Here is a 25,726-nt window from a genome sequence, read left to right on the forward strand (position 1 = left end):
CTCCGCCTCGATGGACGTCGCCCAGCCTAGACGTCGGGGACCGGGAGCCCGGCCCCGACGGGCGCGCGTTCGCCGTGGGCGGACCCGCCCGGCCGCCCCGCCGAAACTGTCGGAGCCCTGTGATGGGATGGCGACCGTGACGGAATGGAGCGAGGCGCAGCGCGCGGTGCTGGCCCACGAGGCCGGCGCCCTGCTCGTGCTGGGGGCGGCGGGCACGGGCAAGACGGCGTTGGTCGTCGAGAAGGTGGCGTCCCGCCTGCGCGCCGGCGAGCCCGAGGCGCTCGTGTTGTGCCTGTCGCGGCAGGCGTCCAGCGAGGTGCGCGACCGGGTGATCCGGTCGTCCGGGCGCACGTCGCGGCAGCCCGCGGTGATGACGCTGCACTCGTTCTGCCTCGCGCTGCTCGAGCACTGGGGCGATGCCGGCGAGCCGCTGCCGCGGCTGCTGACGGCGCCCGAGCAGGAGTTTCGCATCCGGGAGCTGCTGGCCGGGCGCGGGGCGCGGCTCTGGCCCGAGGAGCTGCGGGCGGCGGCGGGCACGCGGGCGTTCGCGGCGCAGGTGCGGGCCGCGCTGGCGCGGGCCCGGCAGCTCGGGCTCGACCCGCTCGACGTGGCGGAGGCCGGGGCGCGGGCCGGCGAGCCGGGCTGGGTGGCGCTGGGGGAGTTCATGGAGGAGTACCTCGACGTCCTCGACGCGGAGGGCACGTTGGATTACGCGGAACTCGTGCATCGGGCCCGCCTCCTGCTCGAACGCCCCGGCGTACTCGAGGTCGTGCGGCGCCGGTACGGGGCGGTCTACGTCGACGAGTTGGCCGAGCTCGACCCGGCCCAGCTCGCGCTCGTGCGGGCGCTGGTGCCCGACGGGGGGCAGGCGATCGGGTTCGCCGACCCCGACACGGCGATCTTCCGCTTCCGCGGGGCGCACCCGCGGGCCGCGGCCGCGTTCGCGGAGCTGTTCGGGGCGGAGACGGTGGTGTTGGACGCGGGGTTCCGGCAGGGGCCGGCGCTCGCGGCGGCGTCCGGTCGGGTGGCGGCCCGCCTGGGCACCGCGGCGGTCGACGCGGGGGCGATGGTCGCGATGCGCGGGGCCGCGCCGGCGGCGTCCGGGGGTGGGGTGAGCGTGTGCACGTTCCCCGACGAGGCCGCCCAGGCCCACTACATCGCCGGCGAGTTGCGGTCCGCGCACCTCGACGGCGGGGTGCCCTGGGCCGACATGGCGGTGCTGGTGCGCTCGGGGCGCGGCCAGTTGGCGGGGCTGTCGCGTGCGCTCACCGACGCCGGCATCCCGGTCGAGGTGGCGGGCGACGAGGTGGGGCTGGCGTCCGAGCTGGCCGTCCGGCCGCTGCTGCTGGGCCTGCAGATCGTGGGCCGGGGCGGGGTGTGCGACGCCGACGAGGCGCACCGGCTGCTGACGTCCGGGTGGGGCGGCCTCGACGCCGTCGGCATGCGGCGGCTCGGGCGGGCGCTGCGGGCGGCGTCCGATGCGGGCGAGGTGCGGGGCGTGCCCTCGGGGGACCTGATCGCGCGGGTGCTGAGCGGGGCGTCCGAGCTGCCCGAAGCGCCGCCGGGCGACGCGGGGGTCGCGGAGCTGTACGAGATGGTGGGCGGCCGGCGCGACGCGCTGGCGTCCGGGCTGGCCGCCGCCGAGAAGGGGCTGCGCCCCGACGAGGTGCTGTGGCGCTTATGGAGCGGGGTCGGCTGGCCCGACGCGCTCAAGGCGGCGGCGCTGCGCGGCGGCGACGCCGCGCCGCGGGCCCACCGCGACTTGGACGCCGTCGTCGCCCTCTTCTCGCTGGCCGCCGAGTCGCAGGCGCCGCCCGGGCAGGCGGGCATCCGCGCATTCCTGGCGGAGGTGGCGGCCCAGCAGATCCCGGCCGACGTGCAGCGGGAGGCGTCCGTGAGCGGGCGGGGCGTGCGCATCCTGACCGCGCACCGCGCGAAGGGGCAGCAGTGGCGGATGGTCGTCCTCGCCGGGGCGCAAGAGGGGGTGTGGCCCGACGTCACGCGGCGAGGCTCGCTGTTCGACCCGCAGCGACTCACGAACGCCGGGCTGGGCGCGGGGGTCGAGACGCGCGAGCTCGTCGCCAACGAGCGGCGACTGTTCCTGCTCGCGGCGACGCGGGCGTCCGAGCGGCTGCTGGTCACCGCGGTCGCGGGCACCGAGGGCGAGGCCGACCAGCCGTCGAGGTTCCTGGGTGAGCTGGGGGTCCCGGCGCGGCACGTCACCGTGGCGCCCGTGCGGTTGCACACGTTGCGCGCGCTCGTCGCGTCGCTGCGCGCGACCGCGCAGAACCCCGAGGCGACGCCTGAGCTGCGCGAGGCGGCGGCCGTCCGGCTGGCGCGGCTGGCCGACGAGGCCGACGACGATGGGCGTCCGCTGGCGCCCGAGGCCGACCCGGCGCGGTGGTGGGGCATGCGTCCGCTGACGGGGGACGTGGCGGTGCGGCTGGGGGACCGGCTGGTGCTCTCGCCGAGCCAACTGGCGTCCGTGTTGGCGTGCCCGCGGCAGTACTTCCTCTCGCGCGAGGCGAAGGCCGACCCGCCGCGCGGCTCGGGGGCGCTGCTGGGGTCGGTGATCCACGCGCTGGCCGAGCACGCGCTCGCCGACGGGCTCGACCGCGAGCAGGCTCTGGAGTACCTCGACCGGGTCTGGAGCGACATCCCGTTCCCGGCGCCCTGGTTCTCGGCGTCGGAGCGGGTCGAGGCCGAGGCGGCCGTGGAGCGATTCATGGTCTGGCAGGGGGCGCACGACTACGCGGAGGTGCTGGGGGTGGAAGTGCCGTTCTCGGCGACGGTGGAGGTCGACGGCGAGCCCGTGGTCGTCCGGGGGTCGGTGGACCGGCTGGAGCGGGAGGCGTCCGGGGGGCTGCGGGTCGTCGACTTCAAGTCGTCGCGGTCGCTGCCGACGAAGGCCGAGGCCGCCTCGCAGGACCAGGTGGGCCTGTACCAGGTCGCGATCGAGGCGGGGGCGTTCGGCGAGGTCGCGCCGGGGGCAGCCGGGTCGGCGGGGGGCGCCCTGGTGTACCTGCGGCACGGCGACGACACCGGCTACCCGAAGGTGCTCGGGCAGCCGTCGCTGCGCGAGCAGCCGCATCTGAGCGACGACCCCGACGAGCTGGCGTACCCGACCTGGGTGCACCACCGGCTGGCGTCCGCGCGGCGCATCCTGACCGAGGGGCGGTTCGACGCGACGCCGGGCGACGCGTGCCGGTTCTGCGCGTTCGCGTCCAGTTGCCCGGCGAAGTCGGCGCAGGTGATCGCATGACGCGGCGGCTGCGGGTCGGCGGGGATGTGTCGGAGGCGCTCGGCATCGACTTCTCCGAGCAGCAGTTGGCCGCGATCACCGCGCCGCTGGAACCCGGGGTCATCATCGCCGGCGCGGGCTCAGGGAAGACGACCGTGATGGCGGCGCGCGTGGTCTGGCTGGTGGGCACCGGGGCGGTGCGCCCCGAGCAGGTGCTCGGCCTCACGTTCACGCGGAAGGCCGCGGCCGAGCTGTCGGCCCGCGTCCGGGGGGCGCTGTTGCGCTCGGGGGCGCTCGACCTGGAGGGGGCCGACGACGCCGGCGAGCAGCTCGTGATGACCTACGACGCCTTCGCCGCCCGTCTCGTCGCCGACCACGGCCTGCGGCTGGGGGTCGAGGGCGACGCGCGGATGATCACGGGGGCGGCCCGCTTCCGGCTGGCGTCCCGCGTGGTCGCGGCGGCGCCGGGTCCGTTCGAGTCGATCGCGCGGCTGCGCCCCGACTCGGTGACCGAGCAGGTGCTGCGGCTGGACGGGGATCTGGCGTCCCACCTGGCCGACCCCGAGGCGGTGCGCGCGCAGACCGACGAGTTCCTGGCCGAGGTGGAGGCGTCCCCGCGCACACGGACCAAAGACGTCTACGCCACGCTCAAGGCCGCCGCCGCCAAGGCGCGCGAGCGCCGCGAACTCACCGGGCTCGTCGAGGGCTACCAGCGCCTCAAACGCGAGCTCGGCTCGGTGGAGTTCGCCGACCAGATGGCGGTCGCGGCCCGGCTGGCCCGCGAGGTGCCCGAGGTACCGCGGGCCGTGCGCGAGCAGTTCGCCGTGGTGCTGCTGGACGAATACCAAGACACGTCGAGCGCCCAGGCGGAGCTGCTGCGGGCGCTGTTCTCGGGGGAGCAGCCCGAGAGCGGCCGCGGGCATCCGGTGACCGCCGTCGGCGACCCCTGCCAGGCCATCTACGGCTGGCGTGGGGCGGCGCCGTCCAACATCATCACGTTCGCGGAGGCCTTTCCGCGGGCGGACGGGCGTCCGGCTCCGGCGTACGCCCTCACGGTCAACCGGCGCAGCGGCCAGACGATTCTGGACGCGGCGAACCGCCTCTCGCTGCCCCTGCGCGACGACCCCGACCTCGCGTGGGACGGGCTCGACAGCGACCTCGTCGCACCCGAGGGGACGCCGCCCGGCGACATCGTGACCGCCGCGTTCGACACGTGGCCCGACGAGATCGGCTGGACGGTGGACCGCATCGTCGCCGCGCAGGCGTCCGGGGAGGTGAAGCGCTGGTCCGACATTGCGGTGCTCAGCCGGCGCAACGCGAACATCCGCGGGGTGTACTCCGAGCTGGTGCTGCGGGGCGTGCCCGTGGAGATCGTGGGCCTCGACGGGCTGCTCACCGTGCCCGAGGTGGCCGACGTCGTCGCCGTGTTGCGGGTGCTGGGCGACGTGACGGCGAACCCCGACGTCGTCCGGGTGCTCACGGGCCCGCGGTGGGTGCTGGGGCCCGCCGACCTGGCGACGCTCGGGCGGCGGGCGTCCGAGCTGGCGGGCGTGGAGCGCGGCGACGACTTCGAGGCCAAGGTCGCGGCGACGCTCGCGCAGACCGAGGCGGCGTCCGTCGTGAGCCTCGCAGAAGCGCTGGAGGATCCCGGCGAGGGCTACACGAGGGCCGGAGCCGAGCGCATCGCCGCCTGCGCCGCCGAGCTGCGGGCGCTGCGCCGGCACGTGGGCGAGCCGGTGACCGATTTGGTCAGGCGCGTGATCTCGACGCTCGGGCTGGAGGTCGAACTGGCGCTGCGCGGCCCCGAGGGCACCCGCCAACTGGACGCCTTCGTCGCGGCCGTGTCCTCCTACACCGATGTCGACGGCGACGGGTCGCTGGCGGGCCTGCTCGCGTACCTCCAGGCGGAGGAGGAGCACGGCGTCGGGCTCGAGCAGGCCGTCGTCAGCGAGGCGAACTCGGTGAAGCTGCTCACCATCCACCGCGCCAAGGGCCTGGAGTGGGAGCTGGTGTTCCTGCCCGCCCTGGCCGACACGGTGTTCCCGAGCAACCGGGTCACCGACAACTGGCTGAAGAATCCCGGGGTGATCCCCGCCGACCTGCGGGGGGACGCGGCGTCGGTGCCCCAGCTCGCCGACGTCACGCACGCGGCGACGAAGACCTACGACGAGGCGCTCAAGCGCGAGCTGCGGCGCGGGGACGATCGCCTCGCCTACGTGGCGGTCACGCGGGCACGCCGGCATCTGGTCGCCACGACGCACACGTGGTACCCAGGGTTGAAGAACCCGCGCCTGCCGTCGCCGTACCTGCGGGTGCTCGACGAGGTGGGCGAGCGGGTGCACACCGACGAGCCATCCGCCACGAACCCGCTCCTCGGGGGTGCGGCCACCCTCGCCTGGCCCGCCCGGCTGGACGCCGCGGCCGCCGAGCTGCGCGCCGCGGCCGCGGCGCAGGTCGAGCGGGCCCGGGCCCGGGGGCGGTCGGGCGGGTACCCCGACGACCGCCTCGTGGGCCTCGACGACGCCGCCGTCGCCGCGGAGTGGGACGCGGCGATCGACCAGCTCGTCCCGGAGGCGAAGGCGGTGCGGCGGCGGGGGCGGGCGTCCGGGCTGCCGCCGTACCTGTCGACGACCGCCCTGCTGGCGCTGGACGCCGACGCCGACGCCTACGCCGAGGCGCTGGCCCGGCCCATGCCCGTGCCGCCGCGCCGCGAGACGCGGGTCGGGGAGGGCTTCCACGCCTGGCTCGAGCGGCGGCTGGCGTCCGAGCCGACGTTGCTGCCCGCCGAGACCGACGAGGTGCCCGACGTGCCCCTCGCGACGCTGATCGACCGCTTCCAGGCCGGGCAGTACGCCGACCGGACGCCGGACGAGGTCGAGGTTCCGTTCGCGCTGGTGCTCGGCGGGCAGGTGATCCGCGGGCGGATCGACGCCGTGTACACCGACGCCGGGGGCGTCCAGGTGGTGGATTGGAAGACCGGCGCGGCGCGCCGGGCGAACCCGCTGCAGCTTGCCGTCTATCGGGTCGCGTGGGCCGAGATCGCGGGGCTGGATGTGGCCGACGTCGACGCGGTGTTCTACGACGTGCAGCGTGACGAGGTGATTCGTCCGCGGGGGCTGCTCGGGCGTCCGCAACTGGAGCGCCTCGTGGAGCGCCTCGCCGGCCCGCGTTAGCCTGACGGTCATGGATCTGTGGGCGCCGACCAGCCGGCTGGATCGGGTGGAGGAACAGCGAGACCCCGCGTGGGTGCGCGAGGTGTGGGCCGGCGGGGTCGTGCTCGATGTCGACCTCGACGGCAACCTCGCCTGCGACGCCGCCGGCACCGGGCTCGCGTGGCGCGACCCGCGGGAGCCCTACGACGAGCAGCGGCACCTGCTGCTGGGCCTGGTCGACGGCGTCCCGCACTTCGCGCAGCTGTCCGAGGAGCCGGGGGCGACGGCGTCCCTGCGGGCGCTCGGCGCGCATCTGGACGATACGGGCAACGATCTCGCCGCCACCGCCCTCGCCCTCGTGAACTGGCACCTCGTCGCGCCCTACTGCGGGGTGTGCGGGGGGCCGACGATCGTGCGGCACGGCGGCGACGTCCGGTACTGCCCGCACTGCGAGCGCGACCGGTTCCCGCGGACCGATCCGGCGGTCATCGTCGCGATCCTCGACCCCGCCGGACGCCTGCTGCTCGGCCACCACGCGGGGTGGGACGAACGACGCGTCTCGATCCTGGCCGGGTTCGTGAGCGCGGGGGAGTCGCTGGAGCAGGCGGTGCGCCGCGAGGTGCGCGAGGAGGCGAGCATCGAGCTGGGCGTCGTGAGGTACGTCGGCAGCCAGCCGTGGCCGTTCCCGCGGTCGCTGATGCTGGGCTTCGTCGCCGAGGCGCTGACGGACGACGTGCACGTCGACGGCGACGAGATCGAGTGGGCCAACTTCTACACCGTCGACGAGGTCGCCGAGCAGGTGGCCGACGGGCGTCTGGTGCTGCCCCTCAAGCTCTCGATCGCCTCCCGGCTCATCGGCGCCTGGCGCGACGGACGGCTCACCGTCCAGGGAGCGCCCGGGGAGATGTAGGCCCGGCCCCCTGGGCCCTGGCTGAGGCGTCCCCGGTCGCGCGTGCGCGCCTCGGCCGCTGAGGGCGGGGCGTGACTACGACAGCGCCGCGGCGAGGCCGCTCGTGCGGCGCGCCTCGTGCTCCACGGCCCGGCGCACGGCTTCGGGCGTGCCCACCACGAGCACCTCCCGCTTCGCTCGCGTCACGGCCGTGTACAGCAGCTCGCGCGTCAGCAGCGGCGAGTCGGCCGGCGGCAGCACGAGGCTGACGGTGTCGAACTGGCTGCCCTGCGACTTGTGCACGGTCATCGCGTGCACGGACGCCAGCTCCGTCAGCACGTACGGCGACAGCGTCGGGTGCCCGACCGCGTCGAACGCGGCCACCCGGACGCCGTCCGGCCCGGCCACGATGACCCCCGTGTCGCCGTTGAACAGGCCGAGGTCGGGGAGGTTCGCCGTCACCATGACGGGCCGGCCGAGGTAGAACTCGGAGTCGAGCGCGAACCCGGGCACGTCGTCCAGCAGCCAGCCCTGCACGACGCTCGTCCAATGCGTGACGCCGTAGTCCCCGTGCCGGTGGCCGGCCAGCAGCCGATGGGTGCCGAGGGCGGCCAGGGCGGCCGGGGCGTCCCCCGCGGACGCCGCGCCGAGCAGCGCCTCACCCTGCCGGACGCAGCGCTCGCGCAGCAGGGGGAGCGCCTCCTCCTCGCCGAGCAGCCGGACGTCCGCCGATGACTCGAGCAGGGCCACCGCGTCGTCGGCCCGCCCCTCCCGGATCGCCGCCGCGAGGGCGGACAGGTCGCCCGAGTAGCGGTGCTGGGTGGTGAGCAGCTGGACGCGCGACGCCGTCCGTGCGCCTCGCGTCAGGTCGGCGAGCACCGACCCCGCATCGACGGACGACAGCTGGTCGGGGTCACCCACCAGGACCAGCCGTGCGGTCGGCTTGAGCGCCTCGACCAGGCGGGCCATGAGGCTCATCGACACCATCGACATCTCGTCGACGATCACGAGGTCGTGCGGCAGCGGGTGGTGGGCGTGGTGGCGGAACCGGGTGCGTCGCCCCGGGACGTGGCCCAGCAGCCGATGGATCGTCGACGCCGCGAGGCGGCCGACGGCGGCACGCGCCGCGTCGGAGACGCCGGGCGTCTCGCCGCTCAGGATCGCGGCGATGTCGGGATGCCCGCGCAGCGACTCGGTCACGCGCGCGGCGGCCTTGCCGGTCGGCGCCGCGAGCGCGATCAGGGGCAGCCGCCCCCCGGACGCCGCCTGGGCGAATTGGTCGGCCACCAGGCGCCCGATGCGGTAGGTCTTGCCGGTGCCCGGACCGCCGGCCACGATGTCGATCCGGTCGAGGCGGTCGACGAGGTGACGGCGCACCGAGTCCTGGTCGGCGTGGTAGCGCTCGGCGTACAACAGGCCGTTCACCAGGCGGAACGGGCGAGCCGGTGCGTCAGCCCCCACGGCCACGCAGGGGCTCGCGCCGACGGCGTCCAACCACCCGGACGCCTCGGGCCACGCCTCGGGCGGCACCTCGGAGACCCCGTCGGCGTCGGCCACGCCCTCGCTGGCCACCTCGGCGAGATCGACGCACAGCGACCCGGCGCGCAGCGCGCGCATCGTGAGAGCCAGCGCCAGCCGGACGCGGTCGTCGGTCTCTCCGTACAGAAACGACACGTGCTGCGCCGGATGCACGTCGCCCCACGTCAGGACGCCGTACTCGCTGAACGCGCGCAACAGCCCGTCGGCGCTCACGGCGACGTCGTGGACGGATTCGGTCACGGGGCACCTCCGGCCAGAAGCTCAGACACGTCGCGGACCAGCCCGGCCGACGGCCGCCAGGAGAAGACGCCGAGCGGGTCGTCGCCCACCAGCGGGGTCCCCGGCCCCGCCATGCCCCGCACGAACAGGTACGCCACGCCGCCGAGGTGCCGTTCGGGGTCGTACCCGGGCAGCCGGAGACCCAGGAACCGGTGCAGGGCCACCGAGTAGAGCAGCGCCTGCAAGGGGTAATGGCTCGCCATCATCGCCTCCGCCAGCGCGGGCGGGGTGTAGTGGCCGAGGGTCAGTTCCTCGGGCGGGGAGTCGACTGCGCCGAGGCGGTTGGTCTTGTAGTCGACCACGAGGTGCGCCCCCGAGGGCAGCCGCAGCACGGCGTCGATCGAGCCGGTCAGGAAGCCGTGCAGCCGTTGGGTCGTCAACGCGGGCCCCGCCAGCCGCGGCGGGTACGGCTCCAGCGGGTCGCCGGGCGGGAGCGCCCGGGCGATGAGGCGCGCGAGGTCGGCGAGGCTGGCCGCGGGGTTGTCGAGCGGGAACTCGAAATCCAGTTCGGTGAGCCGCGTCCCCGGGCCGAACGAGCGCAGCGTCGTCCCCTCGGCGAGCGGCCCGAGCGGTGTCTCGAGGCTGGGGGCGAGCGCCTCGGCGAGGGCGGGGGCCTCCACCCCCGCGACGGGCCAGCGCGGCACCTCGTCGGCGACGACGTCGTTCAACGCGTCGCGCCACGCGGGGCCGCGGGCGTCCAGCCGCTCGTAGATCGCGTGCACCAGCGTGCCGAACGCGGGCCCGCTGGGCAGGGTGGCCATCGGGGAGGGGCGCGCGAGCGCCGGATCGGGCTCGACGGCGACCTCCGTGGGCTCTTCGTCGGCGATGAGGCCGGCCTCCGGCGGCAGGGCGTGCGCGTCGGCGGTCAGCCCCGAGTACGAGGTGCGCCGCCACTGGCCGTCGATCTCGCGGTCGAAGGGGCGCACCGACAGGGGGGACGCCTCCGCGGCGGCCACCACGCGCCGCGGCTGCGGATCGGTGACCTCGACCACGGAGATGCCCGCCTCGGCGAGCCACGTCAGCTCGGTGGGGGAGCCGTGCGCGGCCAGCTTCCGGGGCGGGTAGTGCAGGTCGGGGCGGGCGGGCGCGCCGGGGTCGTGGCGCGCGTGCAGCAGCCGGTGCAACGGGGACGCCGCGACCCCCTTGGCGTGCGCCCACCAGGCCACCACGTGCGACTCCGCCCTCGTCAGGCCCACGTACAGGGCCCGGAGCGACTCGTCGGCCGCGTCCTCGCGCACCTGCTTCCAGCGCTGTTCGCGGCCCGGGGTGCCTGACCCGCCGACATCCAGCCGGCGACCCTCGCGGGCCGGCAGCAGCAGGCGTCCGCCGTCGTCGTCGTCGCGATCGCGCTCCGAGGACGCCTCCGGCAGCAGCACCACCGGGAATTGCAGGCCCTTCGCGCGATGGATCGTCATGACCTGCACCGCCGCGTCGTCGGTTTCGAGCCGCCGCGTCCGTTCGGCGTCGGCGGCCTCGTCGATCGCCGACCTCAGCCAGTCGGCGAGTTCACGCGCGTGCGCCGGGCGCCCGTGTCCGCGCCCGTGCAGCAATTCCGCGAGGTGGCGGTGGTCGGTGACCGCCCGCTCGCCGTGCGCGCGCCGGAGCAGCCGCTGCGTCATCGCCGTCTCCCGTTCGATCGCCGCCATCAGGGCCGGAACGCCTCCTCGATGCAGGGCGGCCGCCCACGACCGCAGGCGGACGGACCAGCGCGCCCAGTCGTCGTCGGTGGCCCGCGCGAGGTCGGTCAGCGTGCCACCCATGAAGTCGGTGAGCACCGCCCGCTGCAGGTACGGACGCCTCGGCTGGTCGAGCGCGGCCAAGAGCGTCGCCCAGTCGCCGGCTTCGTCGGTGTCGAAGACACTGCGCGTGCCGCTGAAGGTGGCCGCGACGCCCGCTGCGGCGAGGGCCTCCGCCAGATCCCGCCCGCGATAGTTCGACCGGACCAGCACCGCGATGTCTCCCGGACGCAACGCCGCCTCGCCGTGCCCCAGCGGCGACCCCTCGGCCAGCAGGGTCGTCACCACGCCCACCAGGTCGGAGGCGATGCGTGCGTTCGCCGTCGACGGCCACAGCGGGGCGTCGTTGGTGATCGCGCGCACCTGGACGCCGGCGGCCCACGGGGTGCCCGGCCGGGCGGTGAGCCGGGGCTCCGTGCGGTCCGCGGCCACCGGGGGGACGCCGATGCGGCTGCCCAGGGCCACCCCACGGAAGAGCGCCCCCACGCCCGCGACGACGCCCGGGTCGGAGCGGAAGTTCACCCCCAGCGTGGTGCGCGCGGACGCCGCGTCGACCGCCGCCGCGTACGCGTGCACGTCGGCCCCTCGGAAGGCGTAGATCGCCTGCTTCGGATCGCCGATGAGCACCAGCGCGTGGCCGGAATCGCCCTCATCCGCAGGGCGGTCGAACGCCGCCTGCACGATCTGCCACTGCACGGGGTCGGTGTCTTGGAACTCGTCGATGAGCACGACCGGGAAGCGCGCGGCGAGCTTCGCGCGCGCTCGCGTGCCGGTCTCGGGGTCGTACAGCGCCGCGCGGAGCCGGCGGAGTTGGTCATCGAACGAGAACACGCGGTGGCGCTTCTTGCGGACCGCCATCTCGTCACGCACGGCGAGCGCGAAAGCCACCCGCTCGCCGGCGACGCCGCCCAGACCGCCGGGCCCGATCTCGCCGTCGAACTCGACGGCGTCGCGCGCCAGGGCTCGAGCAGACACGGTGTTGCGCGCCTCGCCGTAGGGGAACGGCGGCCGGGGCGCCTCGGCGTAGCGCTGCAGGTACAGGTCGGCCGAGACCTCGTCGACCAGGCCGGACAGATCCTCCACCAGCGTGCTCTGTGGCTCCTGCTCGGCAAGAATCCCCAGCCCGTGGATCATGCCGTGGCAGAACTCGTGGGTCGTCATGATCGTGGCGGCGTCGAAGTTGCGGAAGGCGTCCTCCAGCCGCGCGGCCCGCTCGGCCGCGTCCGACCCGTCCCCCAGCAGCGCCCGGTCGACCGGGTCGTCGGTGCGAGCAGGGACGCCGTCGGCAGCCGCCCGGAGCATCCCCGCCGCGTCCTTGATGCGTTCGCGGACGCGCCCGCGTAGCTCGGCGGTGGCGGCGCGGCTGAAGGTGACCAACAGGAGGTCGCCGATGGTCGCTCGTCCTTCGGCCAGGTAGCGGGCCGTCAGCGCCGCGATCGCGTAGGTCTTGCCCGTGCCGGCGCTGGCCTCGAGCACCGTCGTGCCGCGCGGAAGCGGGTCGGTCAGGTCGAACGGGTTCATGCCTGGGCCTCCAAGATCGGCGCCCACACGAGCATCGCCAGTGACCCGAGGCGCGTCTTCTCGCCGCGCTGCGCCCACGGCTCGCCCGTGACGGACGCCCCCCACGGGTCGGTGCCGCGCGGGAAGAAGTGCCGCCAGACGTCGTCGTACGTCGTCTCGTTCCGCCATGCGTCGCGGAGATCGTATCCCTCGAACGGGTCGCGCCCCTCCCGCCGGGCACGCGCCCAGAACTCGCACACCCGGGCGGGCATGGGCAGCACCTCCTCCAGCCCCAGCACCGCGAGCTGACCGAGCGTGGTGAGCTGCTCGAGCGCCGAGTCGGGGGAAGCCACCTCCAGCGTGTGCCGCGACCGGGTGTCGATCAACGTGGCCCGCGCCGGTCGACCCGTGGACGCGGCGAGTGCCAGCGCCGACACCCAGGCGGTCGCGAGGTGCCCGGGGGCGACCCTGCTGAACTGGGGCTGAACCAGCGTGTCGCCGCGCGGCGTGAGCCGCCCGGTCAGCCGGACGCCGCCCGCGTCCAGATCGATCGCCTCGAACCCGGACGATCCCGAGAGCAGCGGGGCCGCGTTGCGATACACGCGCTGCGCCGCCTCCATCGCCTCCGCCAGCGCCCTCGACCCGAGAAGCCCGGGCGGAAGCTCGCCGCGCAGCCGCTCGCGGTGCTCGATCTCGGCCGGCTCCCCGCCGGCGAGCAGCTCGTCGAGCAGGCGTGACCCGATCTTCCAGCGGGACAACCCGTCGATCTCGAGCGGGATCGCGTCGGCGAGTTGCTCGTCGTCGCCGAAGGTGAGCTGGGCGCGCTGCCGGCAGAAGTACTTGGCCGGGTGGGAGGCGAAGCTGGCCAGCGCGTCCAGCTCGAGATGGGTCACGGGCTCGGCCAAGGGCAGGGGAGCAACCTCGAACCGCCCGGGCGCCTTCTCGCGCGGGCCGGCGAGGGCGCGCGCTGCGCGCAGCGACTCCACGTCGAAGCTCGTCGGTGCACCGGTGAAATAGCGCGGCGAGAAGGGTTGCAGCGCCTCGTTGATACGAGGCGCGCCGACGGCCTCCATCAGATCCACCAGCCCCGACGGCGCGGGGTACTCCTCGTTCGTGTGTGACGACCGACCCTGGAAGAGCACCACGAGCCGCTCGCGCGCCGACCCCAGGGCGTCGAGCAGCGCCTGCCGGTCGTCGGCGCCGGGGTTCGGGTCGCCCGGACGCGGGTCCGCTGCGAGCAGGTCGTCGCCGTCGGCGATGTCGCGGCGCGGAAAACGCCGGTCGTCGAGACCCACCAGGCACACGACCCGATGAGGGACCTGGGCGAGGTCGGGCAACCCGCAGACCACGAGCGAGCCGTTCCCGAAGGCCGGCCTCGCCGTCCGCGACGCGAACTCGGCGTCGAGCAGGGCCAGCGCGTCCGCGGGGCCGAGCAGCACGTCGCTGCGGGCGCCGCGGCGCTCCAGCCGTTCCAGCACCGACCAGAGCTGGCCGAGCTGCCACGACTCGGCGAACGGCACGTCGGCCAACTGCTCCGCCATCGCGCGGAACCGCTCGACCCACCCGGACGCCGTGGCCGGCACCCGGCACTCGGTGCTCAGCCGGGTGAGGCGGCTGACGAGTTCGGCGAAGCCGCCCAGCAGGGCGATGTCGGTGGATTCCACGTCGTCGACGGGGCTGATGACCCCCACGGCCGACCCCTGGCTGTCGGCCAGGGCCTCGCCGAGCATGAGCCGCTGCACGCCGGTGACCCACGTGTTCTGCCGCAGGTTGCCCAGACCGAACTGGGCGCGATGGGCCCCGTTCACGCCCCAGCGGATCGCGGCCTGGGGCACCAGGCCCTCCAGCCGCTCGACCGCGTCGTCACTGAACCCGAACTGACGCGCGACGAAGGGATGCGTGCAGAAGTCGAGCAGGTCGCCGGCCGTGCCGCGGGCCTGGCCGAGCTCGGTGACCGATCGCACGAGGTGCAGCAACTGGTTGACCTCGGCCGCCGACTGGGCCGCGACCTGCACCCGGAACCGGTACCCCGGGTGTCGCCAGCCGCCCCCGGACTCGACGGCGGTGAACGCCGCGGTCACGAACGGTGCCAGCTCGGGGACCGACGGCGTCGCCACGACCACGTCGCGCGGCTGCAGCGTGGGGTCGTCGGCGAACAGCCGCGCGAGGACCTCGCGCAGCACCTCGGTCTGCCGATCGAGCCCGTGGCTGGCGTGCACCTCGACCTGCGCTACCCGGCCGGGGACGCCGACGCGCTCGACGCGGTCGGCCACCGGCTCGAGCGCCGCGACGACGTCGTCGGCCCGACCCCCCAGGCGCTGCCGCAGCGGAAACGTGCCGACGGGTGGGTCGGGCCGGTAGACGAAGGCATGGACCGGAACCCGCCGGGCGAGCGCGCCGAGCAGATCGACCTCGCCGGGGGCGATGTGCCGGGGGAGGACGAGCATCACGGCAGGCCAGGGGACCGGCACCGACTCGTCGAGCAGCCCCCGTCGCAGCCTGTCGGCGCGCTCCACCGGGTCGGGCGCGTCGATCGCCTCATGAAGCGCGCGCCAGAGGGCGGGCTGCCAGGCGTCGTAGCCGAGGTCGGCCCCCTCGCCGCCGAGCCACGCTTCCAGCAGCGCCGGACGGTAACGGGCGTACCGGTCGAGCAGGCGGGCCACCCGCAGCGCGTTGGCGTAGCGCTGCTCGTTGGCGGCGAGGTGCTTCGTCAACGGCTCGAGCGGCCCGGACCCGGCGTCCGCGAGCGACAGGATCGGCCACACGAGCCGCTCGGGCGCCCACGGGTCGTCGGCGGGATCGGAGCCCGTCAACAGGTTCGGTAGCCGCCCGGACGCCTCGAACGCGACCCCGGTGCAGATGCCGGCGCCGCCCGGATCGCTGCGCCGCGCGATGTGTTGGCTCACCCACCGCCGGACGCCCGCGCCGGGCGTGAGCACCAGCGGCGCCTCGAACGGGCCGGACGTGGCGGCGGCCAGCGCCGCGACCAGCCGGTCGCCCAGTGCGCCGACGTCGGGGCCCACCTGCAGCACCAGCCCGGACGCCGCCTGCTTCACCGTCTTTCCCATCGTGCTGCCCACCTTAGGGGCGCCCTCTGACAGTTTCGGCATGGACTCCCCGGGCACGCCGAGCCGCGGATCTACAGTGGGGGGAATGGTGGCTGAACCCGAGAGCATCCTCGCCGCGCTCGACCCCGAGCAGGCCCGGGTCGCGACGGCGCTCGACGGGCCGGTCGTGGTGCTCGCCGGGGCGGGCACGGGCAAGACCCGCGCCATGACCCATCGCATCGCGTATGCCGTGGCCACGGGCGCGTTCGACCCGCGAGCCGTGCTGGCGCTCACCTTCACCACCCGGGCGGCCGGCGAGCTGCGCGGACGCCTGCGCTCCCTCGGCGTCGGCCGCGTGCAGGCTCGCACCTTCCACTCCGCCGCGCTGCGTCAGCTCACCTACTTCTGGCCGCGCGCCTACAACGCCCCGGTGCCGCCCATCGCCGAGAACCGCCTCTCGATCGTGGCCGAGGCCGCCCGCCGCCAGCGCATCGCGCCCGACCCGGGGCTGCTGCGCGACGTTGCGGGCGAGATCAGTTGGGCGAAGGTGAGCAACGTCTCCCCGGAGGACTACCCGGCGGTCGCCGACGCCCAGGGCCGCGTCGTCTCGGGCCAGAGCCCCGACTCGATCGCCCGGCTGCTCACCCGCTACGAGCAGGCCAAGCAGGCCCGCGGCGTCATCGACTTCGACGACGTTCTGCTCTGCGATGCCGCCCTGCTCTCCGACTTCCCCGATGTCGCCGGCGAGGTGCGCCGCACCTACCGCCACTTCGTGGTCGACGAGTATCAAGACGTCAGTCCCCTCCAGGAGGCCCTGCTCGACCTGTGGCGCGGAGACAGCGACGACCTCTGCGTGGTCGGCGACCCCGCCCAGACCATCCACTCCTTCGCGGGCGCCCAGGCACGCTTCCTCACCGGCTTCACCGCGCGGCACCCACGCGCCACGAAGGTCGAGCTCGTGCGCGACTACCGCTCGACGCCGCAGGTGGTCGACCTCGCGAACAAGGTCATGGCCGGGCGCGGCCCCTCGGTGTCCCTGCGCGCGATGCGCGACCCCGGACCGCCGCCCGAGTTCGTCGCCGCCGGGAGCGAGCCCACCGAGGCGTCCGGCGTCGCGGCGTGGCTGCGCGCGCTCGGCGACCGCGGGGTGCCGTACCGCGAGATGGCCGTGCTCTACCGCGTCCACGCCCAATCGCCGCCGCTGGAGGCGGCGCTGACGGACGCCGGGGTTCCCTTCGTCACGCGCGGCAGCGAGGGGTTCTTCGAGCGCGCTGAGGTGCGCCAGGCCCTGCGGGCGCTCGCGCACGCGACCGACAGCGGCGAGCCCGTGCGGGATCAGCTCGAGGCGGTGCTCGCCGGGCTCGGCTGGACCACCGAGCCGCCCGAGGGCCAGGGCAGCGCGCGGGAACGCTGGGAGTCGTGGTCGGCGCTCGCCTCGCTCGGCGAGGCGTTCGGCGCCGGCCACCCGGACGCCCGCCTGGCCGACCTCGTCGCCGAGCTCGACGCCCGCCGCAGCGTGCAGCATGCCCCGACCGGGGAAGGCGTGACGCTGTCGACCCTCCACGCGGCCAAGGGATTGGAGTGGGACGCCGTCGCGCTCGTCGGCGTCCACGAGGGCAGCCTGCCCTTCGTGCTCGCCAAGACGCCCGAGGCCGTGGCCGAGGAGCGTCGGCTCTTCTACGTCGGCATCACCCGGGCGCGCGAGCACCTGCGCGTCTCGTGGGCGACGACCCGCAACGGTGGGGGGCAGCGGCGCGCGCAGAGCCGCTTCCTCGACGGGGTGGTCGCGGTCCCCGAGGCGCCGACGCGGGCGCGGGGGAAGCGCCGCGGAGCGAAATCGGCCCTCGAGAGCACCTGCCGCGTCTGCGGGCGGGGGCTGACCACCGGCGCCGAACGCAAGCTGCGCCGCCACCTCGAGTGCGAGGCGACCTACGACGAGGCCGTCTGGGAGGCTCTTCGCGCCTGGCGGAAGGAACGCGCGGACGAGCAGGGCGCGCCCGCCTTCGTGGTGTTCACCGACGCCACGCTCATGGCGATCGCCGAAGCGATGCCGGCCGATGTCGCCAGCCTGGGCACGATCTCGGGGGTCGGCCGCACCAAGCTTGAACGGTACGGCGCCGGGGTGCTCGGCGTGCTGGACGGCCACCGCTGACGATCCCACCGTCACCAATCGCCCGCGCACGGGCACCCTTCGTGGATGCCCCACCGCCCCGACTCCAGCACCCCGCCCGCTGTCAGTTCGAGCGTGCCGCCCGCCGTGTCGGGGACGCCTCCGCCCAAGAACGCGCGCACCTGCGCGACCGCCACGGCGGCCGCCCATTGCCGCAGCAGCGGGGAGGCCGGCGACCTCGTGTGGGCCAGCCTGGCCGCGAAGCGGCCCCATTCGCGGCGATCGGGACGGGCGAGGTCACGACACTGGATGCACGCCGTCGACCCTGGCACCACGAACGGCCCGACGATCGCCCGCTCGGCCTGCGCCGTGACCACGAGGTGGGCGCGCCCCTGCCTGGTGAGCTGGTCGGTCTGCAGCCGGTCGGCCTCGATCGTGTCGGGGCACACAATCACCACGTCGGCCGGCAGCGCGAGGGCCGCGTGCCAGTGGTCGGCGAAGCGAAGCGGCGCGCCCCCCGCGTGCGCCCGCCAGCGCTCGCGCCGGGCCGGCAGTGCACTCCGGGCGCCGCGCGGCGAGGTATCCGCCACCCACACGGACGCCTCGGGCGCCAGCAGCCGGACGATCGCCTGGGCGAGGCGCCCGGACCCGATCAGGCCGACCTCGGCCGGCAATGGGTCCGCGGTGAGGCAGCCGCGGGACTCGACGACCTCTACCAGCCGCTGCAGGATCGTGGCGTCCACGAGCGGAAACAGATCGCGCACCTCGCCGGGGGAGCGGCCCCGCGTGAGGGCCGCGATGATCGCGGGCGCCTCGGGCGGAGCGTCGGCGAGGCAGAACGAGCCCTCGCCGAGGCCGACCTGGAGCAGGCCGGGCTCACGCCAGGCAACGGTCGTGGGGGAGAGCCGGAGGCTCTCCACGGGTGTGGCGATCGCGGTCATGCGGCCAGGTTGCTGGTACGGGCGCGGCCCAGCCAAGGGGCGGGCGGCGTCCGCCAACATCGGGACAACACTCGCTCCCGGGGGATCGGGTCGCGATCTGTCGACCCCCGGACGCGCTGAACGGGCGCCCCGCAGGGCGCCCGTTCAGCAAGCCGCGCTACTTCTTCGGAAGGAAGCGGGTGAGGTTCGTGCCGCACTTGGGGCACTTGGCCTTGGCGATGCGGGTGCCCTTCTCGTTCACGGACACGTCGCCAGTGGCCTCGCGGTGGTCCTTGCACTTCACGCAGTAGAAAGAACCGCTGTAGGTCTCTTCGGCCACGTCATTCCTCCTTTTGGAGTCTCCATGCCTCGTGGCGACGCAGTGTCGCACGACGCGCTTGCGGGCACGACTCTACGCACAAGACCCGCAAATTGCCTCGTCTGACGGCCGAGGCCCCCGCCGTGTCGCATCCGCTTGCCTTCCCCTGCAGGCGGGTCGACCCCGGCGGGGGCCTCGGGTAGAGAAAATACTGTCCCGAACTCGAGCGGTCAAACCCTCGACCATGTCGTGGTTTAGGGTTCTCGCCATGGCGGTCCCCAGCTACGAGGTCAGGTCGAGCGCGCGACGCACCCGGACGATGACCGCCTTCCGCGAAGACGGTCGCCTCGTGGTCGTCGTGCCGGCCCACATGAGCCGGGCCGACCGCGATCGTCTGGTGCCGCCGCTGGTCGGCAAGCTCCTCGCGAAGGAGGCGAGCCAGATCGCGCCGCGCGGGGACGCCGCCCTCACCGACCGCGCCCGTGCACTCTTCCACCGCTACCTGACGCCCGTCGTCGGCGCGGAACCGCCGCCGTTGGGCGTCCGCTGGGTCGACAACCAGAGCACGCGCTGGGGCTCGTGCACGATCGGCAGCGGCGAGATCCGCATCACCGATCGGCTGCGTCAGGCCCCCGACTACGTGGTGGACCACGTGCTGCTCCACGAGGTGACGCACCTCGTGGAGCGCAACCACACCGCACGCTTCTGGGAACTCGTGCGCGCCTACCCCGACTTCGATCGCGCGCGCGGATTCCTGGACGGCCTCGAGTTCTCACGCGCCCACGGCGCCCGCTGAGCAGGGGGTCGTTCCGCACACACGATCGCCCCGCGCCTGGGGCGCGGGGCGATCGATGCGACCTGGCGTCACGCCTGAGGGGGACGATCCTCGCCCGGGCCATCCGCCGGCCCGTCGCCTTCGCCGTCCGCGCCATCGGACGCCTCGTCGAGCAGCTTGCGCAGCTCGGCGTCCATGTCGTCGGGTGTGTCGGGCGCCGCGAGCGGGCGACCGCCGCGCTCGGCGAACCCGAGCGGATCGTCCAAGTCGGACGCCGTCGGCACGAGATCCGGATGGGCCCACACGGCGTCGCGGGCCTCGAAGCCCTTCGAGGCGCGCACGGCGGCCCACAGATTCGCGGCATCACGGACGCGCCGGGGCCGCAACTCGAGGTTGAGCAGCAGCTTCAGGGCGTTCTCCATCGGGCCGCCGATCGCCCGGCGGCGCCGCAGCGTCTCCAGGAGTGCCGCGGCCTGGGGCATGTAGGCCGACGTCGTGTCGGAGACGACGTCGTCCACCCAGCCCTCGACGAGCGCCACGAGCGTCTCGAGGCGCTGCAGGATCTCCTCCTGCTCCGGCGTCCGGACCGGCTGGAACAGCTTGCCGGCGACGGATTCGCCGATCTGCTCGATCGCATCGGGGGTGAGCTCGCCGGAGAGTTGGCTCTCCATCGCCTCCTCGATCGCGTGGGCGTCGATGGTGATGCCGCGCGCGTAATGCTCGACGAGGGCGAGCAGTTGCGGCCCGAGCCAGCCGACGGACGCGAACAGTCGCTGCCGCGCCGCCTCGCGCAGCGCGAGGTACAGCCGGACGTCGGACTCGCTCTGCTCCAGCCCGTCGGCGAACTTGGCGACGTTGGCCGGGAGCAGCGCGACCACGGGTTTCGCGGTCAACGGGACCGAGATGTCGGACACGCTGACCACCTCGGCGGCCAGGTTGCCGAGCGCCTGGCCGGTCTGCGCCGACAGCATGCCCGCGGACGCCGCCCGCATCATCGGCTCCATCAGGGGCTGCATGCCGGCCATCTCTTCGCTCTGGGCGCGCATCAGACCGCCGATCGAGCCGGCGAGCGAGGAGGCGACGGGGCTCACGAGGTCGCGCCAGACGGTGAAGGTGTTCTCGATCCACTCCGCACGGCTCCACGCGGCGGGTTGCGCCGCGACCTGCTCGAACGCGGTGGAGCGGTCGAGCCACAGGTCGGCGAGGCCCACCGCGTCGCTGATCGCCTGGCGGTCGGCCGCGGTCGGCGAGGGGTCGGCCCCCGCGGCCGCCGTGACCTTGCGGGCGATGTCTTTGGTGAAGTCCCAGTTGAGGCCGCCGGACGAGCCGTCGCCGAAGGAGTTCATGTGGGCGGTGAACTGGTTCATCGCCTGTTGGAGACTGCCCATGAGCTGGTTCAGGTCGAACTTGCCGTCGGGCCCGGGTTGAATGCCGAACTGCCTCATGAACTCCGCGAGCGGGTTCTCGTCGTCGCCAGGACGCTGCGCGTCGTCGAACCTGTCGCGATCGGACGCCATATCGGTGTGCTCCCTTCCGTGGGTCGGCATCCATTCTCTCTCATCGGCGAAGTGCCGCGCAGGGGGCCCTCGCGACGCTTGGTACTGTCGGGGGCATCATGGGGCCGCCGTGTGGGGGCGGCGCGGCGAAAGGTGGGCGATGACGAAGCAGACGTGGACCGCTGTGGTGTCCGCGATCCTGTTCGTCGTCTGCGCCGCCGTGATCGCGATGGTTCCGGTCAATTACGTCGTCTGGGCCCCCGGTTCGACGACGAACCTGCTGGGCGCGAGCAACGGGCGTCCGCTCGTAGCGATCAGCGGCGTCCGCACCTACCCCACGTCGGGCGACCTGATGATGACGACCGTCGCCGTGACGCGGGCGGACGCCGAGCTGAGCCTCCCCGAGGCCCTGTATGCCTACTGGATGCCCGATCGGGAGGTGCTGCCGCGCGAGATCGTGTACCCGCCCGGTTCGTCGATCGGCGAGGTGCAGCAGCGCGAGACCGAACAGATGGACATGTCGCAGAGCGAGGCGGTGGCCGCCGCCATTCAGGCCGCGGGGCTGCCGATCCAACGGGTGCCGATCGTCGAGTCCGTGGCGACGGCGGGCCCGGCCAACGGCAAGATTCAGGCGGGCGACCTCCTCGTCAAGGTGGACGGCAAGAACGTCACGACGCCCGAAGACGTGGCGTCCCTCATCGAGGGTCATCGCGTCGGCGACGAGGTCAAGTTCACGATCGATCGTCACCAGAAGACGACCGAGGTCGACGTGGTGACCAGCGGGTCGAACACGAACCCGGGGCGTCCGGTGGTGGGCATCACGATGGGGTCGGGGTACCGCCATTCGGCCGTGGTGGAGTTCAACGTCGACCAGAGCATCGGCGGCCCGTCGGGTGGCCTGATGTTCGCGCTCGCGGTCTACGACAAGCTCTCGCCGAAGAACCTCGTCACGGGCCTTCGCGTGGCCGGGTCGGGCATGATCGACGGCACGGGCAAGATCACGTCGGTCGGAGCCATCGATGCGAAGATCTCCGCGGCGGAACGCGATGGGGCGTCTGTTTTTCTCGTTCCGGAATCCAACTGCGCCGACGTGTCGGCCAAGCCGCGCAACATCCGCCTGGTCAAGGTGTCGGGGCTCGGGCAGGCGATCGACGCGCTGGGCGATCTGCAGGACCCGGCGCATCAGGCCGAAGTGAAGGGGTGCTCATGAGTGAACCGACCAAACGCGAGCCACGGGAGGACCGGGCCGGGGGTGACCCCCTGGTGTCGGCCGTGCTCGACATCGAGCGGCACGTGGGTCATGCCGGCTGGGATCAGCCTGCGCGGCTGTTCGCCCTGGTCTCCACGCGGGCCCTGCTGGACGCCGAGCCGAGCATCGCCGCCCAACTGGCGCCGGCGTCCGAGCTGAACGACGACGCGCTCACCGCCGTGGAGCAGGACGAGTTCCGCTCCGGCGACGACCTCGTCGACGACCTGGCCCGCATCGCGTGGCCCCCGGCCGTGGAGGGGTGCGCGCTCGCGGTCGAGCGCCTGTTCGTGCCGCCGGCCGTGGAGCAGGACATCCCCGACGATCCCGGCGAGGCCGCCGACTTCGTCGCCCATCATCCCCAGCGGCAGGACATCCGCGTGGTCGTCGGCGTGACGCGCGCGGGAGCTGCCCACGGGCTCGCCCGGTTGAAGGAACATCCGGACGAGCTTCTCGGCGGAACGGAGCTGGCCCCCGGGCTGGTCCGAGCACTCGCCCGCACCCTGTCCCCCCTCGAGCAGTAGGAGCCCTCCGTGTCCTCCGTCCATCCACCCCGAGTCACCGGCCGGCGCAGCCCGGTGGTGCTGACCATCGGCATCCTGATCGTCCTCGGCTTGGTGTTCGCCCTGGCCGCGAATCTCTACACCGAGAAACTCTGGTTCGACTCCGTCGGGTTCACCGGCGTCTTCACGACCCAGCTCCTCACTCAGGTGGCCCTGTTCTTGGTGGGGGCGCTCATCGTGGGCGGGTCCGTGTTCTTGAACATGGCCCTGGCCTTCCGCATGCGGACGCCGAACCGGCGGCGCGGGGCCAGCGCGATCCTCGACCGCTATCGCGACCTGCTCGAGGCGAACGTCAAGACGGCGCTGCTGTTGCCGTCGATCGTGTTCGGCGCCATGGCCGGCCTGTCCACGGCGACGCAGGTGCTGCCCGTCCTCGCCTGGATCAACCGGACGCCGTCCGGCGTTCTCGACACCCGGTTCGGCCTCGACACCTCGTTCTTCATGTTCGAGTATCCGATCTGGCGGATGATCGCGTCCCTGCTGATGAGCGCCCTGATCTTCGGCCTCATCGCGGCAGCGGCGATTCACTTCGCGGTGGGCAACATCGTCACCGGACGCCCCCGGGCGCGCAGCACGGCCCCGGCCCCCGTGGCGCGGCACCTGTCCATCGTGGCCGGGCTGGCCACGATCGTCTACGGGCTGGAGAGCCTGCTCGACCGCTACGGGCTCATGGTCGACCGGGGCACCCTGTTCGACGGCCTGCAGTTCACCGACGACCACGCCACGATGACGGCCAAGCTGATCATCGCCGTGATCGCGTTCCTGGTCGCGGCCCTGTTCTTCGCGAACGCCGTCCTGAACAACCCGATGCTGCCGTTGGTGGGCGTCGTCCTGATGCTGGTGTCGGGGCTGATCCTCGCGCTCATCTACCCGGCGATCGTCCAGACGTTCACCGTGCGGCCGAACGAGCCCGACCGCGAGCGTCCCTACATCACCGCCCACATCGGCGCCACGAGGGACGCCTACGCCATCAACGGCGTCGAGATCCAGGACTACTCGGCGGCCACCAACGTGGTCTCGGGCCAGTTGCGGGCTGACGCCGAGGCGCTCCCCGCGATCCGCCTCATGGATCCCGACGTCATCGCGCCGACGTTCGAGCAGCTTCAGCAGGTGCGCGGCTACTACTCGTTCCCGGAGTCGCTCGATGTCGACCGCTACACGATCGACGGCCGCGAAACCGACGTGGTCGTGGCGGCCCGCGAGCTCAACCAGGCCGGCATCCCCGACCGCAACTGGAACAACATCCACACCGTCTACACCCACGGCCACGGCTTCGTGTCCGCCTACGGCAACCGGCGGCAGCCGAACGGCGAGCCGGTGTGGATCACCCGCGACATCCCGCCGGTCGGCAAGATCGAGGAGACGGAGTCGCGCATCTACTTCGGCGAGCAGTCCGATTCGTTCGCGATCGTCGGCCGCATGCCTGGCGACGCCCCGATCGAGCTCGACACCCCCGGCGGCGGCCAGGGCGGGGGAGAGCGCTACAACGTGTACACGGGCGCGGGCGGCGTCGGCGTCGGCAACTTCGCGATGCGGGCCCTGTTCGCCATGCGCTTCTCCGACATCAACATCATGCTGTCCGACCGCGTGAACGAGAACTCGCGCATCCTGTACGACCGGACGCCTGCCGAGCGCGTCGAGAAGGTCGCCCCCTGGCTGACGATCGACAAGAACACTTACCCGGCCATCGTCGACGGCCGCCTGGTGTGGATCGTCGACGCCTACACGACGTCCAACACCTACCCGAACAGCCAGAAGGTCTCCCTCGCCGAGGCCACGTCCGACACGCAGACCCGCGTGCTGGGCGCGCAGGCGGACCAGGACATCAACTACATCCGCAACTCGGTGAAGGCCGTCGTGGACGCCTACGACGGCTCGGTGCGCCTCTACGCGTGGGACGAGCACGACCCGGTGCTCGCGACGTACTCCAAGGTCTTCCCGGGCACGGTCCTGCCGCGGTCGGACATCTCGCCCGACCTCATGGCGCACCTGCGCTACCCGGAGGACCTGTTCAAGGTGCAGCGGCAGATCCTCGGCCGGTACCACATGACGAACAGCGACGCCTGGTACCAGCAGTCGGACCTGTGGGACGTCCCGGTGGACCCGCGGAACAACCAGACCAAGGAGCCCCCGTACTTCCTGTCGATCAAGTGGCCGGGCGACCAGTCGCCGCAGTTCAGCCAGACGAGCGTGTTCGTGCCCAAGAACCGCCAGAACCTCGCCAGCTACCTGTCGGTGAACGCCGAGGCGACCAGCCCCGACTTCGGCAAGCTGCGGGTGCTGCGCATGTCCGACACGCACCAGATCGACGGTCCGGGGCAGACGTTCAACGCCATGACCACCGACCCGAAGGTCGCCAACCTGCTGCGTGACTACACCAACCAGGGTTCGGCCGACGTCCGGTACGGCAACCTGCTGACCCTGCCGGTGGGCGGCGGCCTGCTGTACGTGCAGCCGCTCTACACCGTCCGCACGGCGAGCGCGGGCTCGTACCCGGCGCTGACGTTCGTCGTGGTCCGGTTCGGGCAGCACGTCGGCATCGGTGCCACGCTGCAGGCGGCGCTCGACCAGGTGTTCCAGGGCGACGCGGGCGCCGACACGCGGGAGAACCCGGACGGGTCGTCCACGACGACCCCGGGCACCACCCAGCCCGGCACGACCCAGCCGGGCGCCACGCCCAGCCCGTCGGGCCAGGCCGATCAGGCGGCCGTCAACCGGTACCTCGACCGGGCGCGGACGGCCTTCGCGGCCGCCGACCAGGCCCTGCGGGGCGGTGACCTCGCGGCCTACCAGGCGCGCACGAACGAGGCCCGTCAGGCAGTTCAGGACGCGATCCGCGCCTCCGGCCGCTGACCCGGACGCGGTGACCGGCCGGAGGCATCCGGCCGGTCACCGCGGGTCAGCCCCGCGACGG

At 73.6% G+C, this 25,726-nt stretch carries 14 protein-coding genes; 8 read left to right on the forward strand and 6 right to left on the reverse strand.

Annotation, left to right across the window (positions count from 1 at the left end):
• Positions 1-136: 136 nt before the first annotated feature.
• The 3 genes from WMJ97_RS00090 to nudC are packed head-to-tail and all read left to right on the forward strand — an operon-like array spanning position 137 to position 7,303.
• A complete protein-coding gene (locus WMJ97_RS00090) occupies positions 137-3,262 on the forward strand; it encodes an ATP-dependent DNA helicase (RefSeq protein WP_347346914.1) in 3,126 nt (1,041 codons plus the stop codon).
• A complete protein-coding gene (locus WMJ97_RS00095; protein ID WP_347346915.1) occupies positions 3,259-6,414 on the forward strand; it encodes an ATP-dependent DNA helicase in 3,156 nt (1,051 codons plus the stop codon). Before WMJ97_RS00090 ends, WMJ97_RS00095 begins: the two co-directional genes overlap by 4 nt.
• Positions 6,415-6,424: 10 nt before the next feature.
• Entirely contained in the window at positions 6,425-7,303 is an 879-nt protein-coding gene (nudC, locus tag WMJ97_RS00100) for an NAD(+) diphosphatase (RefSeq protein WP_347346916.1), read from the forward strand.
• A gap of 75 nt (positions 7,304-7,378) precedes the next feature.
• Here nudC and recD read toward each other — a convergent pair whose 3' ends face one another.
• The 3 genes from recD to WMJ97_RS00115 are packed head-to-tail and all read right to left on the reverse strand — an operon-like array spanning position 7,379 to position 15,404.
• Positions 7,379-9,061: an exodeoxyribonuclease V subunit alpha gene (gene recD, locus WMJ97_RS00105; RefSeq protein WP_347346917.1), complete on the reverse strand. Its 1,683-nt coding sequence runs from the start codon at positions 9,059-9,061 to the stop codon at positions 7,379-7,381.
• A complete protein-coding gene (locus tag WMJ97_RS00110) occupies positions 9,058-12,357 on the reverse strand; it encodes a UvrD-helicase domain-containing protein (RefSeq protein ID WP_347346918.1) in 3,300 nt (1,099 codons plus the stop codon). Before WMJ97_RS00110 ends, recD begins: the two co-directional genes overlap by 4 nt.
• Entirely contained in the window at positions 12,354-15,404 is a 3,051-nt protein-coding gene (locus tag WMJ97_RS00115) for an exodeoxyribonuclease V subunit gamma (protein WP_347346919.1), read from the reverse strand. Before WMJ97_RS00115 ends, WMJ97_RS00110 begins: the two co-directional genes overlap by 4 nt.
• Positions 15,405-15,489: 85 nt before the next feature.
• Between WMJ97_RS00115 and WMJ97_RS00120 the strand changes: the two genes are divergently transcribed.
• Complete coding sequence (locus tag WMJ97_RS00120; protein ID WP_347346920.1) at positions 15,490-17,535, forward strand: ATP-dependent DNA helicase UvrD2; 2,046 nt, start codon at positions 15,490-15,492, stop codon at positions 17,533-17,535.
• 11 nt (positions 17,536-17,546) lie between these two features.
• Here WMJ97_RS00120 and WMJ97_RS00125 read toward each other — a convergent pair whose 3' ends face one another.
• Positions 17,547-18,434, reverse strand: coding sequence for a hypothetical protein (locus WMJ97_RS00125; protein WP_347346921.1), 888 nt, complete (start codon positions 18,432-18,434; stop codon positions 17,547-17,549).
• Positions 18,435-18,591: 157 nt separating this feature from the next.
• Positions 18,592-18,753, reverse strand: a complete 162-nt coding sequence (locus WMJ97_RS00130; protein ID WP_347346922.1) for a DUF5679 domain-containing protein — start codon at positions 18,751-18,753, stop codon at positions 18,592-18,594.
• A 247-nt stretch (positions 18,754-19,000) separates the two neighbouring features.
• Between WMJ97_RS00130 and WMJ97_RS00135 the strand changes: the two genes are divergently transcribed.
• Positions 19,001-19,528 carry a M48 family metallopeptidase gene (locus WMJ97_RS00135; RefSeq protein WP_347346923.1) on the forward strand — a complete coding sequence of 176 codons (528 nt, stop codon included), beginning with the start codon at positions 19,001-19,003 and terminating at the stop codon, positions 19,526-19,528.
• 68 nt (positions 19,529-19,596) lie between these two features.
• On the opposite strand, the gene WMJ97_RS00140 is transcribed toward WMJ97_RS00135, so the two are convergent.
• Complete coding sequence (locus tag WMJ97_RS00140) at positions 19,597-21,054, reverse strand: zinc-dependent metalloprotease (protein ID WP_347346924.1); 1,458 nt, start codon at positions 21,052-21,054, stop codon at positions 19,597-19,599.
• Between the two features lie 109 nt (positions 21,055-21,163).
• Here WMJ97_RS00140 and WMJ97_RS00145 point away from each other — a divergent pair, with 109 nt between their 5' ends.
• From WMJ97_RS00145 to WMJ97_RS00155, 3 genes are read left to right on the forward strand one after another with little or no spacing between them, the layout of a single operon-like run.
• A complete protein-coding gene (locus tag WMJ97_RS00145) occupies positions 21,164-22,213 on the forward strand; it encodes a PDZ domain-containing protein (protein ID WP_347346925.1) in 1,050 nt (349 codons plus the stop codon).
• A complete protein-coding gene (locus WMJ97_RS00150; RefSeq protein WP_347346926.1) occupies positions 22,210-22,773 on the forward strand; it encodes a PPA1309 family protein in 564 nt (187 codons plus the stop codon). The genes WMJ97_RS00145 and WMJ97_RS00150 overlap by 4 nt, the downstream gene beginning before the upstream one ends.
• 9 nt (positions 22,774-22,782) lie before the next feature.
• Entirely contained in the window at positions 22,783-25,665 is a 2,883-nt protein-coding gene (locus tag WMJ97_RS00155; protein ID WP_347346927.1) for a UPF0182 family protein, read from the forward strand.
• The last annotated feature ends 61 nt before the right edge of the window (positions 25,666-25,726 follow it).

It is taken from the genome of Nigerium sp., assembly GCF_039811905.1.
Lineage (GTDB): Bacteria > Actinomycetota > Actinomycetes > Propionibacteriales > Propionibacteriaceae > Propioniciclava.

Excerpts from the sequence above, each read along its gene's own strand:
- WMJ97_RS00095 (WP_347346915.1), top strand. The coding sequence starts at position 3,259 with ATGACGCGGCGGCTGCGGGTCGGCGGGGATGTGTCGGAGGCGCTCGGC.
- nudC (WP_347346916.1), top strand. The coding sequence starts at position 6,425 with ATGGATCTGTGGGCGCCGACCAGCCGGCTGGATCGGGTGGAGGAACAG.
- WMJ97_RS00110 (WP_347346918.1), bottom strand. The coding sequence starts at position 12,357 with ATGAACCCGTTCGACCTGACCGACCCGCTTCCGCGCGGCACGACGGTG.
- WMJ97_RS00115 (WP_347346919.1), bottom strand. The coding sequence starts at position 15,404 with ATGGGAAAGACGGTGAAGCAGGCGGCGTCCGGGCTGGTGCTGCAGGTG.
- WMJ97_RS00120 (WP_347346920.1), top strand. The coding sequence starts at position 15,490 with ATGGTGGCTGAACCCGAGAGCATCCTCGCCGCGCTCGACCCCGAGCAG.
- WMJ97_RS00125 (WP_347346921.1), bottom strand. The coding sequence starts at position 18,434 with ATGACCGCGATCGCCACACCCGTGGAGAGCCTCCGGCTCTCCCCCACG.
- WMJ97_RS00135 (WP_347346923.1), top strand. The coding sequence starts at position 19,001 with ATGGCGGTCCCCAGCTACGAGGTCAGGTCGAGCGCGCGACGCACCCGG.
- WMJ97_RS00140 (WP_347346924.1), bottom strand. The coding sequence starts at position 21,054 with ATGCCGACCCACGGAAGGGAGCACACCGATATGGCGTCCGATCGCGAC.
- WMJ97_RS00145 (WP_347346925.1), top strand. The coding sequence starts at position 21,164 with ATGACGAAGCAGACGTGGACCGCTGTGGTGTCCGCGATCCTGTTCGTC.
- WMJ97_RS00150 (WP_347346926.1), top strand. The coding sequence starts at position 22,210 with ATGAGTGAACCGACCAAACGCGAGCCACGGGAGGACCGGGCCGGGGGT.